The sequence below is a fragment of the Kocuria sp. LHG3120 genome, from assembly GCF_049897445.1.
GTDB lineage: Bacteria > Actinomycetota > Actinomycetes > Actinomycetales > Micrococcaceae > Kocuria > Kocuria rosea.
Genome location: NZ_JAFCWG010000003.1, coordinates 265,286 through 287,600 on the forward strand (window position 1 = coordinate 265,286; position 22,315 = coordinate 287,600).

At 73.0% G+C, this 22,315-nt stretch carries 20 protein-coding genes and 1 riboswitch; of the genes, 9 read left to right on the top strand and 11 right to left on the bottom strand.

What is annotated here, in order from left to right; translation table 11 throughout:
• Positions 1-91 precede the first annotated feature (91 nt).
• From ACP7CD_RS08180 to ACP7CD_RS08190, 3 genes are all read left to right on the top strand, one after another.
• The gene (locus ACP7CD_RS08180; RefSeq protein WP_426119891.1) at positions 92-850 is read left to right on the top strand and encodes a succinate dehydrogenase; all 759 of its coding nucleotides are present in this window, start codon (positions 92-94) and stop codon (positions 848-850) included.
• A 79-nt stretch (positions 851-929) separates the two neighbouring features.
• A complete protein-coding gene (locus tag ACP7CD_RS08185; RefSeq protein WP_017833855.1) occupies positions 930-1,652 on the top strand; it encodes a 2Fe-2S iron-sulfur cluster-binding protein in 723 nt (240 codons plus the stop codon).
• 79 nt (positions 1,653-1,731) lie between these two features.
• Positions 1,732-3,351 (top strand): SLC13 family permease, encoded by a 1,620-nt coding sequence (locus tag ACP7CD_RS08190; protein WP_426119894.1) that lies wholly within the window; start codon positions 1,732-1,734, stop codon positions 3,349-3,351.
• 69 nt (positions 3,352-3,420) lie between these two features.
• On the opposite strand, the gene ACP7CD_RS08195 is transcribed toward ACP7CD_RS08190, so the two are convergent.
• Positions 3,421-4,488 carry a tartrate dehydrogenase gene (locus ACP7CD_RS08195; protein WP_426119896.1) on the bottom strand — a complete coding sequence of 356 codons (1,068 nt, stop codon included), beginning with the start codon at positions 4,486-4,488 and terminating at the stop codon, positions 3,421-3,423.
• 152 nt (positions 4,489-4,640) lie between these two features.
• Positions 4,641-4,739, top strand: a riboswitch (SAM riboswitch).
• A gap of 81 nt (positions 4,740-4,820) precedes the next feature.
• Here ACP7CD_RS08195 and ACP7CD_RS08200 point away from each other — a divergent pair.
• On the top strand, positions 4,821-6,224 hold the full coding sequence (locus ACP7CD_RS08200; protein WP_426119898.1) for an O-acetylhomoserine aminocarboxypropyltransferase/cysteine synthase family protein: 1,404 nt from the start codon (positions 4,821-4,823) through the stop codon (positions 6,222-6,224).
• Positions 6,221-6,715, top strand: a complete 495-nt coding sequence (locus tag ACP7CD_RS08205; RefSeq protein ID WP_426119900.1) for a CoA-binding protein — start codon at positions 6,221-6,223, stop codon at positions 6,713-6,715. Before ACP7CD_RS08200 ends, ACP7CD_RS08205 begins: the two co-directional genes overlap by 4 nt.
• 66 nt (positions 6,716-6,781) lie before the next feature.
• On the opposite strand, the gene ACP7CD_RS08210 is transcribed toward ACP7CD_RS08205, so the two are convergent.
• From ACP7CD_RS08210 to ilvD, 3 genes are all read right to left on the bottom strand, one after another.
• Positions 6,782-7,303: an OsmC family protein gene (locus ACP7CD_RS08210; protein ID WP_206539742.1), complete on the bottom strand. Its 522-nt coding sequence runs from the start codon at positions 7,301-7,303 to the stop codon at positions 6,782-6,784.
• Between the two features lie 71 nt (positions 7,304-7,374).
• Entirely contained in the window at positions 7,375-8,859 is a 1,485-nt protein-coding gene (locus ACP7CD_RS08215; RefSeq protein ID WP_426119902.1) for an alanine/glycine:cation symporter family protein, read from the bottom strand.
• A gap of 157 nt (positions 8,860-9,016) precedes the next feature.
• The gene (gene ilvD / locus ACP7CD_RS08220) at positions 9,017-10,849 is read right to left on the bottom strand and encodes a dihydroxy-acid dehydratase (protein ID WP_272026195.1); all 1,833 of its coding nucleotides are present in this window, start codon (positions 10,847-10,849) and stop codon (positions 9,017-9,019) included.
• 217 nt (positions 10,850-11,066) lie between these two features.
• Between ilvD and ACP7CD_RS08225 the strand changes: the two genes are divergently transcribed.
• Positions 11,067-12,593: a gluconokinase gene (locus ACP7CD_RS08225; protein WP_426119905.1), complete on the top strand. Its 1,527-nt coding sequence runs from the start codon at positions 11,067-11,069 to the stop codon at positions 12,591-12,593.
• Between the two features lie 206 nt (positions 12,594-12,799).
• Complete coding sequence (locus ACP7CD_RS08230; protein WP_052132987.1) at positions 12,800-13,093, top strand: hypothetical protein; 294 nt, start codon at positions 12,800-12,802, stop codon at positions 13,091-13,093.
• Positions 13,094-13,162: 69 nt separating this feature from the next.
• Here the strand turns inward: ACP7CD_RS08230 and ACP7CD_RS08235 are convergent, their stop codons facing one another.
• The 4 genes from ACP7CD_RS08235 to ACP7CD_RS08250 form a co-directional block, all read right to left on the bottom strand.
• Positions 13,163-14,530, bottom strand: a complete 1,368-nt coding sequence (locus ACP7CD_RS08235; protein ID WP_426119907.1) for a short-chain fatty acid transporter — start codon at positions 14,528-14,530, stop codon at positions 13,163-13,165.
• A 116-nt stretch (positions 14,531-14,646) separates the two neighbouring features.
• Positions 14,647-15,867, bottom strand: coding sequence for a fumarylacetoacetase (fahA, locus tag ACP7CD_RS08240; RefSeq protein ID WP_426119909.1), 1,221 nt, complete (start codon positions 15,865-15,867; stop codon positions 14,647-14,649).
• Positions 15,868-15,952: 85 nt separating this feature from the next.
• Positions 15,953-16,825 carry a hypothetical protein gene (locus ACP7CD_RS08245; RefSeq protein ID WP_426119911.1) on the bottom strand — a complete coding sequence of 291 codons (873 nt, stop codon included), beginning with the start codon at positions 16,823-16,825 and terminating at the stop codon, positions 15,953-15,955.
• Positions 16,822-18,048 carry a homogentisate 1,2-dioxygenase gene (locus tag ACP7CD_RS08250; protein WP_017833117.1) on the bottom strand — a complete coding sequence of 409 codons (1,227 nt, stop codon included), beginning with the start codon at positions 18,046-18,048 and terminating at the stop codon, positions 16,822-16,824. The genes ACP7CD_RS08245 and ACP7CD_RS08250 overlap by 4 nt, the downstream gene beginning before the upstream one ends.
• Before the next feature lie 97 nt (positions 18,049-18,145).
• On the opposite strand from ACP7CD_RS08250, the gene ACP7CD_RS08255 reads away from it, so the two are divergent.
• Together ACP7CD_RS08255 and ACP7CD_RS08260 are read left to right on the top strand one after the other, a co-directional pair.
• Positions 18,146-18,745, top strand: a complete 600-nt coding sequence (locus ACP7CD_RS08255; RefSeq protein ID WP_426119913.1) for a MarR family winged helix-turn-helix transcriptional regulator — start codon at positions 18,146-18,148, stop codon at positions 18,743-18,745.
• 133 nt (positions 18,746-18,878) lie between these two features.
• The gene (locus ACP7CD_RS08260; protein WP_426119915.1) at positions 18,879-19,559 is read left to right on the top strand and encodes a hypothetical protein; all 681 of its coding nucleotides are present in this window, start codon (positions 18,879-18,881) and stop codon (positions 19,557-19,559) included.
• Positions 19,560-19,638: 79 nt separating this feature from the next.
• On the opposite strand, the gene ACP7CD_RS08265 is transcribed toward ACP7CD_RS08260, so the two are convergent.
• From ACP7CD_RS08265 to ACP7CD_RS08275, 3 genes are read right to left on the bottom strand one after another with little or no spacing between them, the layout of a single operon-like run.
• Entirely contained in the window at positions 19,639-20,829 is a 1,191-nt protein-coding gene (locus ACP7CD_RS08265) for an acetyl-CoA C-acetyltransferase (protein ID WP_426119917.1), read from the bottom strand.
• The gene (locus ACP7CD_RS08270; RefSeq protein WP_115163072.1) at positions 20,826-21,527 is read right to left on the bottom strand and encodes a CoA transferase subunit B; all 702 of its coding nucleotides are present in this window, start codon (positions 21,525-21,527) and stop codon (positions 20,826-20,828) included. Before ACP7CD_RS08270 ends, ACP7CD_RS08265 begins: the two co-directional genes overlap by 4 nt.
• Positions 21,524-22,261 carry a CoA transferase subunit A gene (locus ACP7CD_RS08275; RefSeq protein ID WP_419966501.1) on the bottom strand — a complete coding sequence of 246 codons (738 nt, stop codon included), beginning with the start codon at positions 22,259-22,261 and terminating at the stop codon, positions 21,524-21,526. The genes ACP7CD_RS08270 and ACP7CD_RS08275 overlap by 4 nt, the downstream gene beginning before the upstream one ends.
• Positions 22,262-22,315: the final 54 nt, after the last annotated feature.

Below are 22,315 nucleotides of genomic sequence, written 5' to 3' on the forward strand. Positions count from 1 at the left end.
AACGATCCCTCGGCGCGGCTCCGTGACGGTCCGCGACCCTCTCCGCAAGGACGTTGAGAGTTGTGACGTCTCAGCCCGCACCGCCCCTAGGATGAATGCCGTGAACGACTCCCCCCGCCCCGCAGGCACGGCCCGCTCCGCGCCGGACGGGCTGCTGCCCGCTCTGCCGAACACCGACCTCAAGCTCGCGATGGCAGCCTCCGGCGCCCTGTTCTCGGGCTACGTGCTGGTGCACATGCTGGGGAACCTGAAGGTCTACCAGGGCGCGGAGAAGTTCGACGCCTACGCCGAGCTCCTCCGCACGGCGGGCGCCCCCGTGCTGCCGCGCGGCACGGTGCTCTGGACGGCCCGCGGCGTGCTCGCCGCCGGCCTCGTGGTCCACACGGGCGCCGCCGCGGTGCTCACCGCGCGGTCCTGGGCGGCGAACGGGACGCTGCTGCCGCGCACCGGCCGGCGTCCGCGGGGCCGTCGTCGCTCCCCGTGGACGGTGGCGAAGCGCTCGATGCGCAGCACGGGCGGCGTGCTCGGGCTGTTCACCCTCTTCCACGTGCTCGACCTGACCCTGGGCGCCCGGCCCGCCGCGGCCCGGGGCTTCGAGCACGGCAGCGCCCACGCCAACCTCGTGGCCAGCCTCTCCCGCCCGCCGGTGGCCGCCGCCTACGCCCTGTCCATGGCGGCGCTGGCCGCCCACCTGGTGCACGGCATCCCGGAGATCGCCAATGACGTGGGCGTGGGCGGTGACCGGCGCTTCCAGCGGCGGCTGCGGATCGCGGCGAACGCGTTCGGCGCCGCGGTGGCCGCCGGCAACACCACGATCCCGGTGGCCGTGCTGACCCGCGCGGTGCGCTGAGCCCCGTGGCCGCCCTCCCCCGCCTGCGGGACGACGTCCTGCAGGACGACCTTCTTCGAGACGACAAGGACCCGAGCGAGTGAGCACCTTCTCCCTGACCGTGGACGTGTGGCGTCAGCCCTCCCCGGAGGAGCCCGGGGACTTCACGGCCTACGACGTCCCGGACGCGAGCCCGGACATGACCGTGCTCGAGCTGCTCGACCGGATCAACGCGCAGCTGGAGGCCGCCGGCGAGGACCCGGTGGTCTTCGACGACGGCTGCCGCGAAGGGGTCTGCGGCAAGTGCGGGGTGACGGTCGACGGCGTGGCGCACGGCCCCGAGCGCAACGCCGCGAGCTGCATGCAGCACCTGGGGGCCTACCGGGACGGGGACCGCGTGCGCATCGAGCCGCTGCGGGCGGCGTCCTTCCCGGTCAAGCGGGACCTCTCCGTGGACAAGAAGGCGCTGCGCCTCGTGGCGAAGGCGGGCAAGTTCCCGGTGGCGATGAAGGCCCTGGCCAACGGCGGCTGCATCAGCTGCGGGGCGTGCGTGGCGTCCTGCCCCAACGGGTCCGGCCAGCTGTTCGTGGGCACGATGCTGCGGGAGCTGCCGCCGCTGGCCAAGGACGACGCCGAGCGCCGCGAGCGTTCCGCCCGGGTGATCGACGCCTCCGAGGAGCAGTTCGGGCCCTGCTCCCTGCTCGGCGACTGCGTGGAGGTCTGCCCGGCCGGGCTGCCGATCGAGAACCTCTCCGCGGTGGCGCAGGAGAACCTGCGCAACCGTTTCCCGCGCCGGAGCAGGGACGCCCCGGACCCCGGATGACCCGGCGCGGCGCGCCTTGCCGCCCCGTGACGTGACTGCTACCTTTCGGGCACGCCCCCGAGACCATGAGGTGGATCACATGAGCGAGCGCCCCGGAAAGATCGTCCCCGAACAGGGCGAGTTCGACTACGAGCCCGACGACCGTGAACCTGCCCGCCCGGCGGCGAAGACCTGGCTCTTCCGCGGCCTCGGCCTGCTGCTGGCCTTCCTGGTCTGGTTCCTGCTCGGCGGCGCGGACGTCTCGGCCGACGCCCGGGTGGTGGGTGCGGTCGCCACGCTGATGGCGGTCTGGTGGATGACCGAGGCGGTGCCGCTGTCCATCACCTCGCTGCTGCCCATCGTGCTCTTCCCGGTGCTCACGGCGCTCACCGTGGCCGAGACGACCGCACCCTACGCCAACCCGATCGTGTTCCTGTTCCTCGGCGGCTTCCTGATCGCGATCGCCATGCAGAAGTGGAACCTGCACCGCCGGATCGCGCTGCTGACCCTGCGCCGGGTGGGCACCCACCCGCGGCAGATCATCCTCGGCCTGATGATCTCCACGGCCTTCCTCTCCATGTGGGTCTCCAACACCGCGACCACGCTGATGATGCTGCCGATCGGGCTGTCCGTGCTGACCCTGGTGGTCGAGAACAGCCGCAACGCCGGCACCCGGGCCGAGACCGAGGCCATGGGCGAGGACATCCGCGGCGGCAAGGCCATCAGCGACGTCATCGACGACCGCGACGTGCGCCTGTTCGGCGTGGCCCTGGTCCTGGCGATCGCCTGGGCCGCCACCATCGGCGGCCTCGGCACCCTGCTGGGCTCCCCGCCCAACGCCATCGTGGCCGGCTACATCAGCGACGAGCTAGACCGGACCGTGGGCTTCGCGCAGTGGATGATGCTCGGCGTGCCGATCGTGGTGGTCTTCATCGGCCTCGCCTGGCTGCTCATCACCCGCGTCATCTTCCGCTTCGACCTGGCGGAGGTGCCCGGCGGCAAGGAGCTGATCAACGAGGAGATCGCCGCCCTGGGGCCCATGAGCAAGGGCGAGAGGACCGTCCTCGTCGTGTTCGTCATCGCCGCGTTCTTCTGGATCGTCCCGGGGCTGCTGTCCGGCATCGGCACCATCGGCGAGCAGCTGCCCTGGCTGGACCTCTTCGACGACACGGTGGTCGCCATCGGCGCCGGCGTGCTGCTCTTCCTGCTCCCCGGGGACAAGCAGGGCAACATGACCCTGGAGTGGAAGGACGCCGAGGAGGGCCTCCCGTGGGGCGTGCTCCTGCTCTTCGGCGGCGGCCTGTCGCTGGCCGCGGCCGTGGCCGGCACGGGCCTGGACGCCTGGTTCGGCGCGCAGGTCTCCGGGCTCGGCGCGCTGCCGATCGTCCTGCTGCTCGCGGCGGTGGTCACGATCGTCCTGCTCCTGACCGAGATCACGTCCAACACCGCCACGGCGGCCACCTTCATCCCGATCCTGGGCGGCGTCGCCGTCGGCATCGGGGTGGACCCCATGACGCTGCTCATCCCGGCGGCGCTGGCGGCCACGTGCGCGTTCATGCTCCCCGTGGGCACCCCGCCCAACGCCATCGTCTTCGCCACCGGCCAGGTCAAGATCGCCGAGATGGTGCGCGGCGGCATCGTCCTCAACATCGTGGGCGTCATCCTGATCACGATCTTCACCGTGCTCATCGGGCCCTTCGCCCTGGGCCTGGTGATCTAGCCCGTCCTCGTCCCGGCGCAGGGGGGCCCATGGGTGTCCACGGGCCCCCTGGTCGTGCCACCTCCTGCGTCAGGGGGCGTCGGTGCACCGGGCCAGCACGGCCTGCGTGAACTGCTCCGTGCTCGCCGTCCCGCCGAGGTCCCCGGTCAGGGTGCCGCCGGCCATGGTCTGCTCGAAGGCGGACTCCAGGTGCCGGGCCGCCCCGGTCTCCCCGAGGTGGTCCAGCATCATGGCGGCCGCCCACATCGTGCCCACGGGGTTGGCGACGCCCTGTCCGGCGATGTCGGGGGCGGAGCCGTGCACCGGCTCGAACATGGACGGGTGGGTCTTCTCCGGGTTCAGGTTGGCGCTGGGGGCGACACCGATCGAGCCGGCAGCCCCGGCGGCGAGGTCGGAGAGGATGTCGCCGAAGAGGTTGGAGGCGACGATCACGTCGACGCTCCGCGGCTTGAGGACCATCCGGGCGGCCAGCGCGTCGATGAGGACCTTCTCGACCGTCACGCCCGGGTACTCGGCGACCGTGGCCTCCACGACCTCGTCCCAGAACGGCATGGTGTGGATGATGCCGTTGGACTTCGTGGCCGAGACCAGCCGGCCCGTGCGGCGCTGGGCCAGCTCGGCGGCGTAGCGGGCGATCCGAGTGACGCCGGCGCGGGTGAACACGGACTCCTGGACGGCCATCTCCTCGGGCCGGCCGCGGTAGAGCCGGCCGCCGACCTCGGAGTACTCGCCCTCGATGTTCTCGCGGACGACGACGAGGTCCAGCTCGTCGAGCCCGCGCAGGGGCGAGGTCACGCCCGGGAGGATCCGGATCGGCCGGAGGTTGACGTACTGGTGGAACTCGCGGCGGATGGGGATCAGCAGGCCCCACAGGGTGACGTCGTCGGGGATGTCCGGGGCGCCCACCGCCCCGAGCAGGACGCCGTCGCCGGAGGCGAGCTGTTCGATGCCGTCGACGGGCATCATCCGGGAGTGGGCCCGGTAGTGGTCGGAGCCCCACCCCCGTTCGCGCCAGTCGACGGTGAAGCCGTGCGCCTGCGCCAGCGCGTCGACGCAGCGCAGCGCGGACGGCATGACCTCCTGGCCGATGCCGTCGCCGGCGATCACGTCGATGGTGTAGTGCCGTGTCCTCGTCACCTGGTCCTCCGCAGCGTCGTGGGCGCGGGGGAGGCGGGCGCCTTCCGCGCATGGCGCAGATCATAGCGCTCCGGCCGGCCCGCCCGGTGTGCGGGCGGGCCGGCCCGGGCCCGCGGTTGGCGCGGGGCGGCCCCGGGCAGCACAATGGGAGGCAGCCATCCCGAGCGGCCGAGGGACCTGGACCGATGACGCCGCAGCAACCGTGGTCGACGTCGCAGACCGCACGGTGCTACCGCCAGGACCGATGGGGCACCGCACCCCCGGCACCCCCGCCGGGACCCTCCTGACGTCCGGGACCGTCCAGCGGCACCACTCGCACGAGGAGCTTCCCCATGGCCGACCACCAGTTCGGGTTCCGCACCCGCGCCCTGCACGCCGGGGGCACCCCCGACGCCGAGCACGGCGCCCGTGCGGTCCCGATCTACCAGACCACCTCGTTCGTCTTCAAGGACGCCGACGACGCCGCCAACCTGTTCGCCCTGCAGAAGTACGGCAACATCTACTCCCGCATCGGCAACCCGACCGTCGCGGCGTTCGAGGAGCGCATTGCGTCCCTCGAGGGCGGCATCGGCGCCGTGGCCACCGCCTCCGGCATGTCCGCCGAGTTCCTCGTGTTCGCCGCGCTCGCCCAGGCCGGGGACCACATCGTGGCCTCCGCCCAGCTCTACGGGGGCACGGTCACCCAGCTGGACGTCACCCTGCGCCGCTTCGGGATCGAGACCACGTTCGTCCCCGGCACCGACCCCGCCGACTACCGGGCGGCGGTGCACCCGGGCACCAAGGCCGTCTACACGGAGGTCGTGGCCAACCCCTCCGGCGACGTCGCGGACCTGGAGGGCCTGGCGGCGGTCGCGCACGAGGCCGGCGTGCCGCTGGTCGTCGACTCGACCATGACCCCGCCGTACCTGGTCCGCCCGATCGAGCACGGGGCGGACATCGTCATCCACTCGGCCACCAAGTTCCTGGGCGGGCACGGCACCACGCTGGGCGGCGTCGTCGTCGAGTCCGGCCGCTTCGACTGGGCGAACGGCAACTTCCCGTCCATGACGGAGCCGGTGCCCACGTACAACGACGTCACCTGGTGGGGGAACTTCGGGGAGTACGGATTCCTGACCCGGCTGCGCACCGAGCAGCTGCGGGACATCGGCCCCGCCCTGGCGCCCCAGTCCGCCTGGAACCTGCTCCAGGGCGTGGAGACGCTGCCGCAGCGCATGGACGCGCACCTGGCCAACGCGCGGGCCGTCGCGCGGTGGCTGGAGGAGGACCCCCGGGTCTCCTACGTCAACTGGGCCGGGCTGCCGAGCCACCCCCACCACGAGCGGGCCCGGCGGTACCTGCCCCTCGGCCCGGGCTCCGTGTTCGCGTTCGGGGTCTCCCCCACGGACCGGCTCGGAGGGCGGGAGGTCGGCGCGCGCTTCATCGAGAACCTGCAGCTGGCCAGCCACCTCGCCAACATCGGCGACGCCCGCACCCTCGTCCTGCACCCCGCCTCCACCACGCACCAGCAGCTGAGCGCCGAGCAGCTGGTCGGCGCGGGGGTGCGGGAGGACCTCATCCGCCTGTCGGTGGGCCTCGAGGACGTCGAGGACATCCTCTGGGACCTCGACCAGGCCCTCACGGCGGCCACCGGCCTGCCCCGGGAGACCCCCGGCCGCGCGGCCGGCGCCACCGCCGACGACACCGCCGACGCCGCCGCTGCCGACGCCGACGTCACGACCGAAGGAGCGCTCCGATGACCGCCGAGACCCGCACGTGGACTGGGCCGAGCGCGCCCGAGCGGCTGAGCATCCTGCACGGCACCGAGTCGATCGCCGTCGTGGGCGCGTCCGACAAGCCGTCCCGCGCCTCCTACTTCGTCTCGACCTACCTGCTGTCCTCCTCGCCGTACCGGGTGTACTTCGTCAACCCGGCGCTGCGGGAGATCATGGGCCGGCCCGTCTACCCGTCCCTCACGGACCTGCCGGAGACGCCCGACGTCGTCGACGCGTTCCGGCGCCACGACGACCTCCCCGGCGTGGCCCACGAGGCCGTGGCCGTCGGGGCGAGGACCCTGTGGCTGCAGCTGGGGTCCTGGCACGAGGAGGCCGCCCGGATCGCCGAGGAGGGCGGGCTCTCCGTGGTCATGGACCGCTGCCTGAAGATCGAGCACGCCCGCTTCCACGGCGGGCTCCACCTGGCCGGCTTCAACACCGGGGTCATCTCGTCGAGGCGCCAGGTCCTGTCCTGAACGCGGAACGGCTCCGTGCGCCCTGGGGCGCACGGAGCCGTTCCGCGTCCGGCGAGGATGCGGCCGCTACACGCGCTCGACGACGAACGCCACGTCCGTGTTCAGGCTCTGGCTGACCACGCAGTACCGCTCGGTCGACTTGGCCAGCCGCTGGAGGGTGGCGTCGTCGGCGTCGGTGTCGAGGCGGACGGTGAGGACGACGTCCTGGACCCCCACGGCCACGGACCGGTCCAGGCCCAGCGTCCCGCGGGCGTCGAACATGCCCTCCGCGCGGAGCTCGGCCGACCGGATCGGCACGCCCATGGCCGTCGCCACGCTGCGCAGGGTCACGCCCGCGCAGGCCGCGAGCGCGTCGAGGAGCATGTCCCCGGAGCAGGCGTCGCTGCCGTCACCGCCGGTGGCGGCGTGCAGGCCGGCCCGCACCGGCCCGGCCCACGAGTCGACGGTGGTCGTGAGCCCGGGATCGCGGAAGTCGCCGCGGGCGTGCAGGGGTGTGCGGGCCTCCTCGGGGTGCTCCCGGTAGCGTTCCTTGAGGGGGGCCTGCAGCTGCCGCAGGGCCGAGGCGTCGATGTCCGTACGAGATTCCATGACCTCACTGTAGAGGGGCCGGGGCCGGGGCCGCCACGCGGTCCCGGCCCCGGCCTGCTGCTCCGTGCCCGTCAGCGGGTCCTCGTGGGCTTCTGCGCCAGCTCGTCCCAGTAGCCGCGGGTGGTCACCACGTCGGTGCCGTCCCACGCGCCGAGCCCGGACAGGCCCGGGACGTCGCCGCTGTGGAAGATCGGCTCGAGGCCCTGCTTGCGCTGGGCCTCGTAGTTCCGGAGCACCCGGACGGCCACGCCGGCGAGCAGCACCAGGGCCACCAGGTTGATGGTGGCCATGACCGCCATGAACAGGTCGGCCAGGGACCAGACGAGGTCCAGGGCCAGCACGGCGCCGCCGAAGACGAACACCAGCACCAGCACGCGGTAGGCGGTCATCGCCGCGGGCGAGCCCGTGAGGAAGCGGACGTTGGACTCGCCGTAGTAGTAGTTGCCGATCACGGAGGTGAACGCGAACAGGAAGATCGCCACGGTCAGGAAGTGCACCGCCCAGTTGCCCAGCTGCAGGGCCAGCGCGGACTGGGTCAGGGACGCGCCCTCCCGGCCGCCGAACTCGGGGTTGGAGAGGAGCACGATGAACGCGGTGATCGAGCAGATCAGCCAGGTGTCGAAGTACACGCCGAGCGCCTGCAGGAAGCCCTGCTTCGCCGGGTGGGACACGGACGCGGTGGCGCCGGCGTTGGGGGCCGACCCCATGCCGGCCTCGTTGGAGAACAGGCCGCGCTTCATGCCCTGGATGATGACGCCGATCAGCCCGCCGGTGACGAACTCGCGGATGCCGAAGGCCCCCTCGAGGATCTGGCCGAGCACGGCGGGGACCTCGCCGAGGTTCAGGAAGACCACGAGCAGGCCCAGCAGGAGGTAGAGCACCGCCATGATCGGGACGACGATCTCGGAGACCGCGGAGATCCGGCGGATGCCGCCGAAGATGATCGCGGCGGTCAGCCCCACGAGCACGGCGCCGACCAGGATCCGGAACCACAGGGCCTCCGCCGCCGCGATGTCCACGCCCAGGGAGCCGCCGAGCGCGTCCACGATCGAGTTGGACTGCACGGAGTTGAACACGAACCCGTAGGTAAAGGTGATGACGACCGCGAAGAGCAGCCCCATCCAGCGGGCGCCGAGGCCGCGCTCCATGTAGTAGGCGGGCCCGCCCACGTAGCCGGTGGGCGCCTTGATCTTGTAGAGCTGGCCCAGCAGGGACTCCGTGAACGCGCTGGCCGCGCCGATGCCGGCGATCACCCACATCCAGAACACGGCGCCCGGCCCGCCCAGGCTGATGGCGATCGCGACGCCGGCGATGTTGCCGGTGCCCACCCGGGACGCGGCGGAGACGGTGAAGGCACGGAACGCGGAGATGCCCTTCTGGCCGTCCTCGGCCAGACCGGGCTTGTCGTTGAGCACCCGGAACATCTCCGGGACCAGCCGCAGCTGCACCACGCCGGTGCGGACGGTCAGGTAGAGGCCCACCCCGATGAGGATGGCGAAGACCACGTTCCACACCCAGCCGCCGAGGGTGCCCACGAGATCGGTGATGAGTTCCATTGCAGCTCCGAACTGTGACGGACGCGGGTCCCCGGCGTGGGGTCTGCGGGGCCCGCGTGAAAGACCGGGCGCAGCGGTTGCGCGCCCCGACGGAACTCTAGTGGAAGTGACCCGCGTCTCGGTGTCCTGCGGGCCCCGGGATCGCGGCCGGAGGGGGTCAGATCACGCGCACGGCGCCCTTGTCCGCGGAGGTGACCATCGAGGCGTAGGCGCGCAGGGCCTTGGAGACCTGGCGCTCGCGCGGCTTCGTGGGGTACCACGGGGCCGGCCCTCTGGCCTGCCGCCGGGCGGCCAGCGTCGCGTCGTCCACGTTCACGCGCAGCACGCGCCGGGCGACGTCGATCTCGATCTCGTCGCCGGTCTCGATGAGGCCCACGGCGCCGCCGGCGGCGGCCTCCGGGGAGATGTGCCCGATCGAGAGGCCGGAGGTGCCGCCGGAGAAGCGGCCGTCGGTGACGAGCGCGCACTCCCGGCCGAGGCCGAGGCCCTTGAGGTAGGAGGTCGGGTAGAGCATCTCCTGCATGCCCGGACCGCCCTTGGGGCCCTCGTGGGTGATGACCACGATGTCGCCGGGCTCCACGTTCTTGGACAGGATCTCGAAGACGGCCTCGTCCTGGGACTCGACCACGAAGGCCCTCCCCACGAAGTGGAACAGCTCCTCGTCGATGCCGGCGGTCTTGATGACCGCCCCGTCCTCGGCGATGTTGCCGTAGAGGATCGCCAGGCCGCCGTCCCGTGTGTAGGCGTGCTCCACCGAGCGGATGCAGCCGTCCTCGCCGTCGAGGTCGAGGGACTCGAACGTGTTGGCCGTGGAGAACGCCTGCGTGGTGCGCACGCCGCCGGGCGCGGCGTGGAAGAGCGCCCGGGCGCGCTCCGAGGACCGGCCGCTGCGGACGTCCCACTCGTCCAGCCAGGTGGCCAGGTCCGGGGCGTGCACCGCGTGCACGTCCTCGTTGAGCAGGCCCGCGCGGCGCAGCTCGCCGAGGAGCGCGGGGATCCCGCCGGCGCGGTGCACGTGCTCGATGTGGAACCGGGTGGAGTTCGGCGCGACCTTGCACAGGCAGGGCACCCGGCGGGACAGGGCGTCGATGTCCGGGAGGGTGAAGTCGACCTCGCCCTCCTGGGCCGCGGCGAGGATGTGCAGGATCGTGTTGGTGGACCCGCCCATGGCGATGTCCAGGGCCATGGCGTTCTCGAACGCGGCCTTGGTGGCGATGTTGCGCGGGAGCACGGACTCGTCGTCCTGCTCGTAGTACCGGCAGCACAGGTCCACCACCCGGCGGCCGGCCTCGAGGAAGAGCTCCTTGCGGGCCACCTGGGTGGCCAGCGTGGTGCCGTTGCCGGGCAGGGACAGGCCGAGGGCCTCGGTGAGGCAGTTCATGGAGTTGGCGGTGAACATGCCCGAGCAGGACCCGCAGGTGGGGCAGGCGTTGCGCTCGATCTGGCCCAGCTGCTCGTCGGTGACGGACTCGTCGACGGCCATGGACATCGCGTCCACGAGGTCCAGGCGGTGCTCCACGACGCCCTCGACGGCCTCGCCGGACTCCATGGGCCCGCCGGAGACGAAGACCACCGGGATGTTCAGCCGCAGCGCGGCCAGCAGCATGCCCGGCGTGATCTTGTCGCAGTTGGAGATGCAGACCAGGGCGTCGGCCCGGTGGGCGTTGACCATGTACTCCACGGAGTCCGCGATGATGTCGCGGGAGGGCAGGGAGTAGAGCATCCCGTCGTGGCCCATCGCGATGCCGTCGTCGACCGCGATGGTGTTGAACTCCTTGGCCACGCCCCCCGCCTCCCGGATCGCGGAGGCCACGAGGTCGCCCATGTCCTTGAGGTGCACGTGGCCCGGCACGAACTGCGTGTAGGAGTTCGCGATCGCGACGATCGGCTTCCCGAAGTCGTCGTCGCCCATGCCGGTGGCGCGCCACAGGGCGCGGGCGCCGGCCATGTTGCGGCCGTGGGTCGAGGTGCGGGAGCGGAGGTGGGGCATGGCGGAGCTGGGTCTCCTCGGTCGGGGATGTCCGGTGGCGGGGCGGGCGGCGCACGGGCCGTGGGGCACCCGGGCCGGCCGCCGGCGGTCCGCCGTCCAGAATACGCTTTTCGACCGCAACGTCCTGGTGGGCGGACCCGCGTCTCACGATGTGACCGTCGCGCCGCGCCGCCTCCTACACTGGGGCCAGCCGCGCAGCCCCCAGGAGGAGCCGACCATGAGCCACCACCCGACGCCCCCACGGCCGGACGACGGCGCCGCGTTCAGCGTGGACCTGCGCGAGGCCCTCGACCCGCTGGTGATGGCCCTGGACGTCGGCTCCACGGGCAGCCGGGGCGGTCTGCACGACGCCACGGGGACCCCCGTGCGGGGCTACCGGCACAAGGTCGAGCACGAGTTCACCACCGCGGCGGACGGGACCTCCGTGATCGACCCCGACCAGGTGACGGAGGAGCTCGCGGCGGTCCTCGACCTCGTCCTGGCCGAACCCGCACTGGCCGGCCGGGTCGCGGGCGTCGCCCTGGACACCTTCGCGTCCTCGCTGGTCGGCGTCGGGACCGACGGCGCCGCGGTCACCACGTGCTTCACCTACGCCGACTCCCGGTGCGCTGAGCAGCTGGCCGGGCTGCGCGGCGAGCTCGACGAGCCCGCCGCCCTGCAGCGCACGGGCGCCCGCCTGCACACCTCGTACCTGGCCCCGCGGCTGCGGTGGCTCCGGGAGACGGACCCGGAGGCGTGGGAGCGGGCCCGGCGGTGGATGTCCCTGGGCGAGTACGTGCACCTGCGCCTGCTGGGCACCGCGCGCGCCGGGACCGCCACGGCCGCGTGGACCGGGATGCTGGACCGCCGCACGGGCCGGTGGGACGAGCCCCTGCTCCTGGCCTGCGGGCTGGACGCGGAGCAGTTCAACCCGCTCGCCGACCCGCACGAGCCGATCCCGGACGTCGCGGCGTCCGTGGCCGAGCGCTGGCCGGTCCTCGAGGGCGCGGCGTGGTTCGCGCCGGTGGCCGACGGGCTGAGCGCGAACCTCGGCACGGGCGGCACCGACGCCTCGACGATGGTCGTGTCCACCGCCACCTCGGGGGCCGCGCGCGTGCTGCTGCACCGGATCCCCGAGCGGGTGCCGCCGGGGCTGTGGTGCTACCGCGTGGACGCGCGGCGGTGCCTGCTGGGCGGGGCCCTCAACGACGTCGGCCGGGCGCTCGCCTGGCTCGAGCGCACGGTGGCCCTGCCGGAGGGCACCGCGCTCGCGGACGTCGCCGCCGCGGACGTGTCCGGATCCACCCCCGTGGTCCTGCCGTTCTTCACGGGCGAGCGCTCGACGGGCTGGGCCGGCGGCGCCCGGGCGGTGTTCGCCGGCGTCTCGGCCTCCAGCACGGGGGCCGACCTGGCCCGCGGGGTGCTCGAGGGCGTCGCGGTCTCGTACGCCCGGGTGGCCGAGCAGCTCGAGGACGCCGCCGGCGGCGTGGACCGCGTGGTGGCCTCCGGCAGCGCGTCGCAGGACGTGCCGGAGCTGCTGCAGCTGCTCGCCGACGCCCTCGGCAAGCCGGTGGCGCGGGCCGAGTTCAAGCGGGCGACCCTGCGCGGCACCGCCCTGCTCGCCCTCGAGAGCCTCGCCCCGGACGTGGAGCGGGCCTCCCCGCCCTACGGGCCGGAGCACCGGCCGGTGCCCGGACGCGCGGAGCACTACCGCGCCGCGCGCGCCCGCTTCGAGGAGCTCTACGGGGCGGTCGTCGGCTCCTGACCCGGCCGGGCGGCTCGGCGTCGCCTGGGTGCCGGCCGGGTGTTCCCTCACACTCGGACACAATGGTGTACCTCCGCTAATACCGTGGCCCCGGCACGGCCGCCTTCCTACCGTGGAGCCTGTGGGTGCGGGTGCGTGCTCCCTCCGGAGCTCGAGCACCCTGCTTCCGCACCCCCCTACCCCCGCACCGCACGGAAGGAACCACGATGGAGGACTCCCTGGGCCGGGAACAAGCCGTCGGACTGCACCAGGCGCTCGAGCGGGCGTCGATCGGGCACCGCCGGCTCTGGGTCCGCTACCTGTACCTGGGCGGGACGGCCGACGAGCTCGAGGTCAGCGCGTACCTGCACCAGTGCCTGGACCTGCCGGTCCGCGAGCGGGACCTGCTGAGCTGGGCGGCCAACACCCTCCTCGACCGCCGGTACCACCCGCGCGTGCCCTCGAGCGCCGACTTCCTGCGCCACGGCACCGGCCGCGGCGCCCCGGAGCGCACCGCCTGAGCACACGCTCCCCGGCCGCCGCGGCACGGATCCAGCGGCACGGAGCCGGCGGCGCGGGCCGAGGCCCGCTCAGCCCGCGCCGACGAGCAGCAGGGTCGCCCCGAACACCAGGCCCGAGACCACGAGCACCACGGTGGTGTAGCCCAGGATGTCGCGGATCTTGAGCCCGGCGATGGCCAGCAGCGGCAGCGCCCAGAACGGCTGGATCATGTTGGTCCACTGGTCGCCGTAGGAGATCGCCATGATCACCACGGCCGGGTCCACGTCGAGGCGGGCGCCGGCGTCCAGCAGGATCGGGGCCTGCACGGCCACCTGCCCGCCGCCGGAGGGGACGAAGAAGTTCACGAGCCCCGCCGAGAGGAACGCGAGCAGCCCCAGCGTCTGGGGCGTGGCGACGGCCACGACCGAGTCGGAGAGCACCTGGATCAGGCCGGTCGCCGCCATCATCCCCATGATCCCGGCGTAGAGCGGGAACTGCAGGAGGATGTCGCCCACGTTCGCGGCGGCGTTCTTGATCAGCGCCATGACCTCGAAGGCGTTGCGCGCGAGCAGGAAGATCAGGCCCAGGAACATCCAGTTCACGACATCGAGCGTCACCGTCCCGCCCTCGGCGAAGTGCAGCACCAGGTAGCCGGCGAGCGCCAGTCCCACGACCAGGGTGGGGACCCGGCTGGCGTCGAGCCGGTCGGCGGGGGTGACGACCTCCTCCTCGGTGACCGTCTGCTCCGAGGCGGCGAGGGCGGCGGCGGTCATCCGGTGGGCGGGGTCCACGGCCCGGGGCGCGATGAGCCACAGGGCCAGCGCGACGAGGACCACGGTGGCGACGACGGCGGTGAGGTTCCAGGCGGAGAACGTGGTCTCGGTGATGGTCACGGTGCGTCCGAGCTGCTCCTCGATGAAGGAGCCGGGGGTGGCCGCGGTGAGCGGCCCGGACCCGGAGTAGCCCATGTGCCAGACCACGAACCCGGAGAACCCGGAGGCCACGAGCATCGGGAAGCTCAGCTCCAGGCCGCGTCGGTCCCCCGCGGCGGCGACGTCGCGGGCGAGCAGGGCGCCGACGACGAGGCCGAGCCCCCACGTGATGAGGGAGGCGACCGCCGCCACCAGGAACACGAACACGTACGCCTGGAGGGGCGTCCGGGGCACCTGCGCCAGGGCGCCGAGCAGCCGGCGCACGGGACGGGTGTTGGCGAGGGCGTGGCCCAGCAGCAGGATCAGCGCCATCTGCGTCATGAACGCGAGCAGCCCGGCGAGCCCCTCGCCCCAGCCGCGCAGCACGTCGGCGGGTCCGGCGTCGGTGAGCAGCAGGGCCATGAGCCCGACGGCGACGCTCAGCAGGATGGCGAAGTTGAGCGCGGACGGGATGTACTTCTCGACGACCGAGTTGACGGGCCGCATCGCCCGGGCGATCGCGGGTTCACGGGTGCCGGTGCTCATGGCGGGGACTCCTGCTGTCGGCGGACGCGCGGGCGGCCACGCCCTCCCCCGCCGGTCGCGGCGCGGCGGGGTCGGCGGGGTCGGTCGTGGTCACCGGCGGGGGACGGGACCAGTATTCAGGTGGCGGGCAGGATCGTGGCGGTGCACTCGCCGAAGTCGATGACGGAGCCGCCGGGGCCGGGCGCGGTGCCGGTGAGGGTCACGCTCTGGCCGTCGGCCAGGAACGTCATCTCGGTGCCCCCGGGCAGGGCGAACGGCTCCTTGCCGCCCCAGGAGAGCTCCAGGAAGGACCCGCGCTGGTCCTTCTCCGGGCCGGAGACGGTGCCGGAGCCGAAGAAGTCCCCCGGGCGCAGGGACGCGCCGTTGACGCTCATGTGCGCGACCATCTGGGGTGCGGTCCAGTACAGGGTGGACGCCGGGGGGTGCGAGACGGTCCGGCCGTCCACGCTCACGCCCAGGGTGATGTCCAGTCCCCACGGCTCCTTGCCCTCGTCGTCGAGGTAGGGGGCGAGCTCGTGCTCGCGCGCCGGGGGCGCCACGCGGGCCGCGGTCAGGGCCTGCCAGGGCACGACCCACAGCGAGATCGAGGATGCGAAGGACTTGCCCAGGTAGGGGCCCAGGGGGACGTACTCGTAGGCCTGGATGTCACGGGCGGACCAGTCGTTGAACAGCACCACCCCGAAGAGGTGCTCTGCCGCCGCCTGCTCCAGGGAGACCTCCCCGGCCGGGGCCGCCCCGCCGAGGACGAAGCCGAGCTCCGCCTCGATGTCCAGGCGGCGGGAGGGGCCGAAGCTGGGCGGCCCGTCCTGCTCGGGGCGCAGGCCCTTGGGCCGGGGGAAGTCCTTGCCGGAGGGGATCACGGTGCCGGCCCGGCCGTGGTAGCCCACGGGCAGGTGCTTCCAGTTGGGCAGCAGCGGGGCCTGGTCCGGACGGAACATCCTCCCCACGTTGGAGGCGTGGTGCTCGGAGGCGTAGTAGTCGACGTAGTCGGCCACCGTGAACGGCATGTGCAGGGCGATCCCGTCCACCGGATGGGAAGCCTGCTCCACCGTGTCCGCGAGCCCGTCGGCGGTCACGACCTCGACGAGCCAGGCCCGCAGCGCGGTCCAGGTCCCGTGGCCGGCCGCGAGCAGCGCGTCCAGGTTCGGGGCCGACACCGCCGTGCGCGCGGCGGCGTCGAGCCCCTCCACCGTGGCGGCCAGGGCGGCGACGTCGATCGCCCGGTCCCCCAGGCGCACCCCCAGGCGCGGGTCCCCGCCGGTGGGCGAGAAGGAGGCGTAGGGCAGGTTCTCGGGGCCGAAGCCCTCGGCGGCGAAACGGTCGGCGGCGGTGCTCACGGGGTGGATCTCCTTGGACGTGGGGGGACGGTGGCGACGGCGGCGCCCTCCCGCCCCGGTGGTCCCGGGGCGGGAGGGCTCGGTGTCAGGTGAGGCCGTGCGGGAAGAGGCCGAGGCGCTCGAGGCTCGCGGCGGGCTCGCCCACGCTGCACGTCCCGAAGGATGTGAAGGACCCGCGCCAGGACCCGTCGGAGGCCCGGGCGAGCTCGACGAGCGGTGCCGGGTCGGTCTCGGTGAGCAGCCGGGCCACCCGCTCGGCGGGCTCGTGGGCGCGGGCGGCCTCGGTGGCCATCGCGATGTTGAGGAAGCCGTGGTGGGTGAACCCCGTGGCGGGGTTCGTGTACCGCACGGCCTCGTGCAGGCCGGCGGTGAGCTTGAACGGGATCCGGGCGGCCACGGCCTCGGTGAGCACCGCGGCCAGCTGCTCGGGGCTGGGGAACAGGTGCGCCTCGATCCCGCCGGTGCGGTGCTTGAGGCGCAGCCCGGTGCCCTGCAGCAGCTCCAGCGCCCCGCCGCGGACCTGGTCCGCGGTCAGTTCGACGTAGACCGGGACGTCCTGCACCCGGGCCGCCTCGGTGATCTGCGCCTGCCAGGTGTCGGTGTCCGACGGGTCCGTCCTGAGCTCGATCGAGACGACCCGCAGCTCGGGCCCGGCCTGCTCGACGGCGTCCAGCGCCGCCCGCAGCCGCCCGGCCGGGACCACGACGGAGACCTCGACCGCCCGGCCGCCGCGGTCCAGGCCGGCGGCGATGCGCCGGGCCTCCGGCAGGTCGTCGAGCTTCAGCACGGCCGGACCCACGGCGGCGACGAGCGGGTCCGCCCACCGCGCCACGTGGTCCGCGACCGCCTTCTCCAGCGGGGCGAGTCCCGGCGGGAAGGTCGCGGCGTCGTCGAAGAACGCAACGAACTGGGCCGGGACGCGCCGCTCGGCGGTCTCCGTGGTCGGGGCGGCGCTCACGAGTTCGACCAGAGCCCGCCGGTCCACTCCCGGCCGGGGGTCCAGGACGTGACGTACTTGCCGTCGTCGCCGGCCAGGCCCGCCTCGCCCAGCTCCAGCGGGGCGAAGGTGTCGACCATGACGGCGGTCTCGTCGAAGTACTCCACGCCCAGGGACTTCTCGATCGCCCCGGGCTGCGGGCCGTGCGGGTGCCCGCCCGGGTGCAGGGAGATCGACCCCCTGCCGATGCCCGAGCCCTTGCGCGCCTCGTAGTCCCCGTCCACGTAGAACATGACCTCGTCCGAGTCCACGTTCGAGTGGTAGTAGGGCACCGGGACGGCCAGCTCGTGGTAGTCGACCTTCCGGGGCACGAAGTTGCAGATGACGAAGTTGCGCCCCTCGAAGACCTGGTGCACGGGCGGCGGCTGGTGCACCTTGCCGGTGATCGGCATGTAGTCCTTGATGTTGAAGGTGTACGGGTAGAGGCACCCGTCCCAGCCCACCACGTCGAAGGGGTGTTGCGGCAGGACGTGGACCGTCCCGTCCAGGCCCGAGGGGCCGCGGCCGCGGTGCTTGACGTAGACGTCCACGTCGGTCTCGTCCCGCAGGAGCACGCCGGAGGGACCGTGCAGGTCGCGCTCGCAGTAGGGGGCGTGCTCGAGCAGCTGCCCGTACTTGGAGAGGTAGCGGTGCGGCGGGGTGATGTGGGAGTTCGCCTCCACGAAGTAGAGCCGGGCCGTCTCGCCCTCCCGCAGCACCCAGCGGTGGATCGTGGCGCGCGGAATCATGACGTAGTCGCCCTCGACGGCCTCGAGCGGGCCGAACTGGGTCTCCACCAGGGCCGAGCCGCGCTCCACGTAGACGCACTCGTCGCCCACGGCGTTCTTGTACAGCGGGGAGGTCTTCCCGACCCAGGCGTAGGAGAGCCGCACGTCCGCGTTGCCCATCACCAGCCGGCGGCCGGTCACCGCGTCGGTCCCGGCGGCCTGCTCCTCGGTGAACAGCTCGTGCAGCTTCAAGTGCCGCGGCAGCAGCGGGTCGTTGGGGGTCAGGGTCTGGTCGGGCAGCTCCCAGCCGCGGGTCCCGACGATCGCCGAGGGGATGTGCCGGTGGTAGAGCAGCGACGAGTCGGAGGAGAAGCCCTCCTCGCCCATGAGCTCCTCGTAGAGGATCCTGCCCTCGTCGTCCTTGAACAGGGTGTGACGCTGCCGGGGCACCGGGCCCAGCTGCCGGTAGTAGGCCATGGCCGTCTCCTTGCGTGTGGCGGTCTGTGATCCAGCTCTCCCCCAGATAGTAAAGCGTTGTATTATATGGGGCAACCCCTCCCCTAGAATCGACGCCATGCCCCTCGCCGACCGCACCGAGCCCCCAGCGACGCCCACCGGGGCGTCCACCGAGGCGTCCTCCGCGACGCCCTCCGCCGCCGCGCTGCCCGACTACTGGTCCTTCGTCCAGGCCGCCCAGCGCCGGATCTCCGAGGAGTTCCCCGATGCCGACCTCGCGGCCAACCGGGTGTTCCTCTCGCTCAACCGGTCCTCGTCCACCGCGGTCTACGACTTCGAGTCGTCGATCCACCGCCCCGCCGGCGGGACCTGGTCGAGCTTCCGGCTGCTCCTGGTCCTCTGGGTGGCCGGTCCCCTCAATCCCCACGAGGCCGCCCGCCTCACGGGGATGAGCCGCGCGGCGGTCTCCAACCTGACGGGCACGCTGGTCGGCAAGGACCTGCTCCGGCGCGAGGCCTCCGCCGCCGACGGCCGGTCCGTGACCCTGCACCTCACCGATGCCGGGCAGGAGAAGATCCGCACGGCGTTCCGGGCGCAGAACGACCGGGAGAGCCAGTGGGCCGAGGCGCTGACCGAGGAGGAGCAGCACACGCTCGTGACGCTGCTGGAGAAGCTCATGGAGCAGCGCGAGCGGATCGGCGCCCGCGCCCGCAAGTAGCCCTGCGGGCGGGCCACCCCCGGGACCGCAGACCACTCTCTCGCCGGATGACCCGCTGGGGCCCGGGTGACCACGATTTTCCGTGGTCACCCGGGCCGTCCGTCGGGGCGACCTCCTCCGGATCCGGCAGGGGGTGTACGCGACACCGTCCTGGTGGCGGGACCTGGGAGCGGAGGGACGGCTGCGGCAGGTGCACGCCGCCCTGGCCCTGCGCGCCGCCAGTGCCCCGGTGTTCGGGCACTCCTCGGCGGCCCTGCTCCACGGCCTGGACCTGCTGCACCGACCGGCGGCACCGCACGTCGTCTCTCCGCCCGGCCGCGGTTCCCGGAACAACCGGACCTGCGTCCACCACTGGGCCGAGCTGCCGCCGGAGCACGTCGTCCGAGTGGGCGGGCTGCTGGCCACGTCCGTGCCCCGCACCGTGCTGGACTGCGCGTCCACCCTGCCCCTCCGCGAGGCGGTGGTGACCGCCGACCACGCCCTCCACCGGGGCACCGAGCGCGCGGAGCTGCTCGCCCTGCTCGGGCGCCGCGCCGGCGCGCCGGGGTGCCGCCGGGCCCGGCGGGTGCTCGACCTCGCCGACGGTCGTTCCGAGTCGCCCGGCGAGACGCTGACCCGGCTGGTGCTGCTTCGCGCGCGACTGCCCCGGCCGGAGCTGCAGGTGCGCATCCGGACGCCGCGCGGCCTGTATCGCGGGGACTTCGGGTGGCGGATCCTGCGGACGGACTGGGCCACCGTGGTGCACCGGCCGGACGACCTGGTGGCTCTCGTGCGCAGGGAGCTCGCCGCGCGTGACCTCAGGATCATCGAATGACCCGCCGGGGCCCGGGTGACCACGATTTTTCGTGGTCACCCGGGCCCCCCCCCCCGCGGGTCAGCGGACGGGACGCGGGTCAGTCGCGGTAGAGCAGCAGCGCCTCGCCCTGGCCGCCGCCGCCGCACAGCGACACCGCGGCCCGGCCGGAGCCCCGGCGGGAGAGCTCGAACGCCGCGTGCAGCGCCAGCCGGGCCCCGGAGGCGCCGATCGGGTGCCCGACGGCCACGGCGCCGCCGTGGATGTTGGCCTGCTCCTGCGGGTAGTCGAGGTCGCGCAGGGACTGGATCAGCACGGACGCGAACGCCTCGTTGATCTCGATGAAGTCCAGGTCCTGCACGGACCAGCCGGCCCGCTCGAGCGCGGCCTCGATCGCCCGGGACGGCTGGGAGTGCAGCGAGGTGTCGGGGCCGGCCACCTGGCCCGGGGCACCGACCACGGCCAGGTACTCGAGGCCGTGGCGTTCGGCGTACTCCCGGCTGGTCAGGACCACGGCGGCCGCGCCGTCCGAGAGCGGCGAGGAGTTGCCGGCGGTGATCGTGCCGTCCTTCGCGAACGCGGGGCGCAGCCTCGCCATGGACTCCGCGCTGGAGTCGGGGCGCACGCCCTGGTCGGCGTCGACGACGAGCGGGTCGCCCTTGCGCTGTGGGACGGACACGGGGGCGATCTCGTCGCGGAAGACGCCCTCCTCCGCGGCGCGGGCCGCGCGCTGGTGGCTCAGGGCGGCGACCTGGTCCTGCTCCTCGCGGGAGATGGAGCGCTCGCTGTTGCCGGACTCGGTGAGCGAGCCCATGGACACGCACGCGGCGACGTCGACGAGCCCGTCCTTGGCCACCGCGTCCTCGAGCTTGAGGTCGCCGTAGCTCTTGCCCTGCCGCACGCCCATCGCGAGGTGCGGGGCGTTGGTCATGGACTCCTGGCCGCCGGCCACGACGATCTCGGCCTCGCCCGCGCGGATCATCCGGGCGGCGTTGGTGATGGCCACGAGCCCGGAGAGGCAGACCTTGTTGACGGTCTCGGCGGGCACGCTCAGCGGGATGCCCGCGGTGACGGCCGCCTGGCGGGCCGGGTTCTGCCCGGCGCCGGCCTGCAGGACGTGGCCCATGAGCACGTAGTCCACCTGCTCGGGGGCGATCCCGCCGCGCTCGAGCGCGGCCCGGATGGCGTGGGCGCCCAGCTCGGCCGCGGTGAAGGACGCCAGGTGGCCCAGGATCTTGCCCTGGGGCGTGCGGGCGCCGGACAGGACGACGACGTCGGTGGCGGTGCTCATCGGTTCTCCTCAGCGCCGCCGGCGGCGGCGGTCTCGGTGGGGACGGTGTCGGGGGTGACGTCCTGCAGGTCCGTGCGGAAGGACGCCTCGGTCTTCTCGCGGATCTCGTCCTCGGTGACCCCGGGGGCGAGGCTGCGCAGCACGAGCCCGCCGTCCTCGACGTCGAACACGCACAGGTCCGTGACGATGCGGTCGACCACGCGCACCCCGGTGAGCGGGAGGTCGCACTCGGTCTTGATCTTGGCGGAGCCGTCCTTGGTGACGTGCTCGGTCAGCACGACGACGCGCGGGGTGCCGGCCACCAGGTCCATGGCGCCGCCCATCCCCTTGACCATCTTGCCGGGGATCATCCAGTTGGCGAGGTCGCCGGTCCCGGAGACCTGCATGGCGCCGAGGATCGCGATCTTGACGTGGCCGCCGCGGATCATCCCGAAGGACGTGGCGGAGTCGAAGATGGAGGCTCCGGGCAGCAGCGTGATGGTCTGCTTGCCGGCGTTGATGAGGTCCGGGTCCTCGTCGCCCTCGTAGGGGAACGGGCCCATGCCGAGCACGCCGTTCTCGGACTGCAGCACCACGTCGACGCCCTCGGGCAGGTTGTTGGCCACGAGGGTGGGGATGCCGATGCCGAGGTTGACGTAGTCGCCGTCGGAGAGCTCGACGGCGGCGATCGCCGCCATCTCGTCGCGGGTCCAGCTCATGCCTGGTCTCCGTTCTGCTGGGTGGCCCGCCCGGCGGGGCGGGGGCGGACGGTGCGCTGCTCGATGTCCTTGGGTGCGCCGCTGTACTGCGCGACGTGCTGGACGTAGACGCCCGGGGTCACGATGTGGTCGGGGTGGATCTCGCCGACCGCCACGACGTGCTCGACCTCGGCGAAGGTGACCTTCCCGGCGGTGGCGACGATCGGGTTGAAGTTGCGCGCGGTGTAGCGGTAGACGAGGTTGCCGTCGGCGTCCCCCGTGTGGGCGTGGACCAGGGCGATGTCGGCGACGATGCCGCGCTCCTGCACGTAGGTCTCGCCGTCGAACTCGGCGTGCGGCTTGCCCTCGGCCACGAGGGTGCCGACCCCGGTCTTCGTGTAGAAGGCGGGGATGCCCGCGCCGCCGGCCCGGAGCCGCTCCGCGAGGGTGCCCTGGGGGTTGAACTCGACCTCGAGCTCGCCGTCCAGGTACTGCTGGGCGAACAGCTTGTTCTCGCCCACGTAGGAGGCGAGGACCTTCTTCACCTGGCGGTTCTCGAGCAGGACCCCGAGGCCCTTGCCGTCCACGCCCATGTTGTTGGAGACCACCGTGAGGTCCGTGACCCCGGAGTCCCGCACCGCGTCGATGAGATCCCGGGGGATCCCGCTCAGCCCGAACCCGCCCACGGCGAGCGTCATGCCGTCCCGCAGGCTCTCCGCCAGCAGCTCGGCGGCGTTGTCTCTGACCTTGGACACCCTTGTCCCTTCCTCTCGTCGGACTGTGACCCAGCACTCAATCTAGGGAGCATC

Excerpts from the sequence above, each read along its gene's own strand:
- ACP7CD_RS08250 (WP_017833117.1), bottom strand. The coding sequence starts at position 18,048 with ATGGCCTACTACCGGCAGCTGGGCCCGGTGCCCCGGCAGCGTCACACC.
- ACP7CD_RS08255 (WP_426119913.1), top strand. The coding sequence starts at position 18,146 with ATGCCCCTCGCCGACCGCACCGAGCCCCCAGCGACGCCCACCGGGGCG.
- ACP7CD_RS08190 (WP_426119894.1), top strand. The coding sequence starts at position 1,732 with ATGAGCGAGCGCCCCGGAAAGATCGTCCCCGAACAGGGCGAGTTCGAC.
- ACP7CD_RS08230 (WP_052132987.1), top strand. The coding sequence starts at position 12,800 with ATGGAGGACTCCCTGGGCCGGGAACAAGCCGTCGGACTGCACCAGGCG.
- ACP7CD_RS08210 (WP_206539742.1), bottom strand. The coding sequence starts at position 7,303 with ATGGAATCTCGTACGGACATCGACGCCTCGGCCCTGCGGCAGCTGCAG.
- ACP7CD_RS08205 (WP_426119900.1), top strand. The coding sequence starts at position 6,221 with ATGACCGCCGAGACCCGCACGTGGACTGGGCCGAGCGCGCCCGAGCGG.
- ACP7CD_RS08225 (WP_426119905.1), top strand. The coding sequence starts at position 11,067 with ATGAGCCACCACCCGACGCCCCCACGGCCGGACGACGGCGCCGCGTTC.
- ACP7CD_RS08180 (WP_426119891.1), top strand. The coding sequence starts at position 92 with ATGAATGCCGTGAACGACTCCCCCCGCCCCGCAGGCACGGCCCGCTCC.
- ACP7CD_RS08215 (WP_426119902.1), bottom strand. The coding sequence starts at position 8,859 with ATGGAACTCATCACCGATCTCGTGGGCACCCTCGGCGGCTGGGTGTGG.
- ACP7CD_RS08200 (WP_426119898.1), top strand. The coding sequence starts at position 4,821 with ATGGCCGACCACCAGTTCGGGTTCCGCACCCGCGCCCTGCACGCCGGG.
- ilvD (WP_272026195.1), bottom strand. The coding sequence starts at position 10,849 with ATGCCCCACCTCCGCTCCCGCACCTCGACCCACGGCCGCAACATGGCC.
- ACP7CD_RS08235 (WP_426119907.1), bottom strand. The coding sequence starts at position 14,530 with ATGAGCACCGGCACCCGTGAACCCGCGATCGCCCGGGCGATGCGGCCC.
- ACP7CD_RS08270 (WP_115163072.1), bottom strand. The coding sequence starts at position 21,527 with ATGAGCTGGACCCGCGACGAGATGGCGGCGATCGCCGCCGTCGAGCTC.
- ACP7CD_RS08265 (WP_426119917.1), bottom strand. The coding sequence starts at position 20,829 with ATGAGCACCGCCACCGACGTCGTCGTCCTGTCCGGCGCCCGCACGCCC.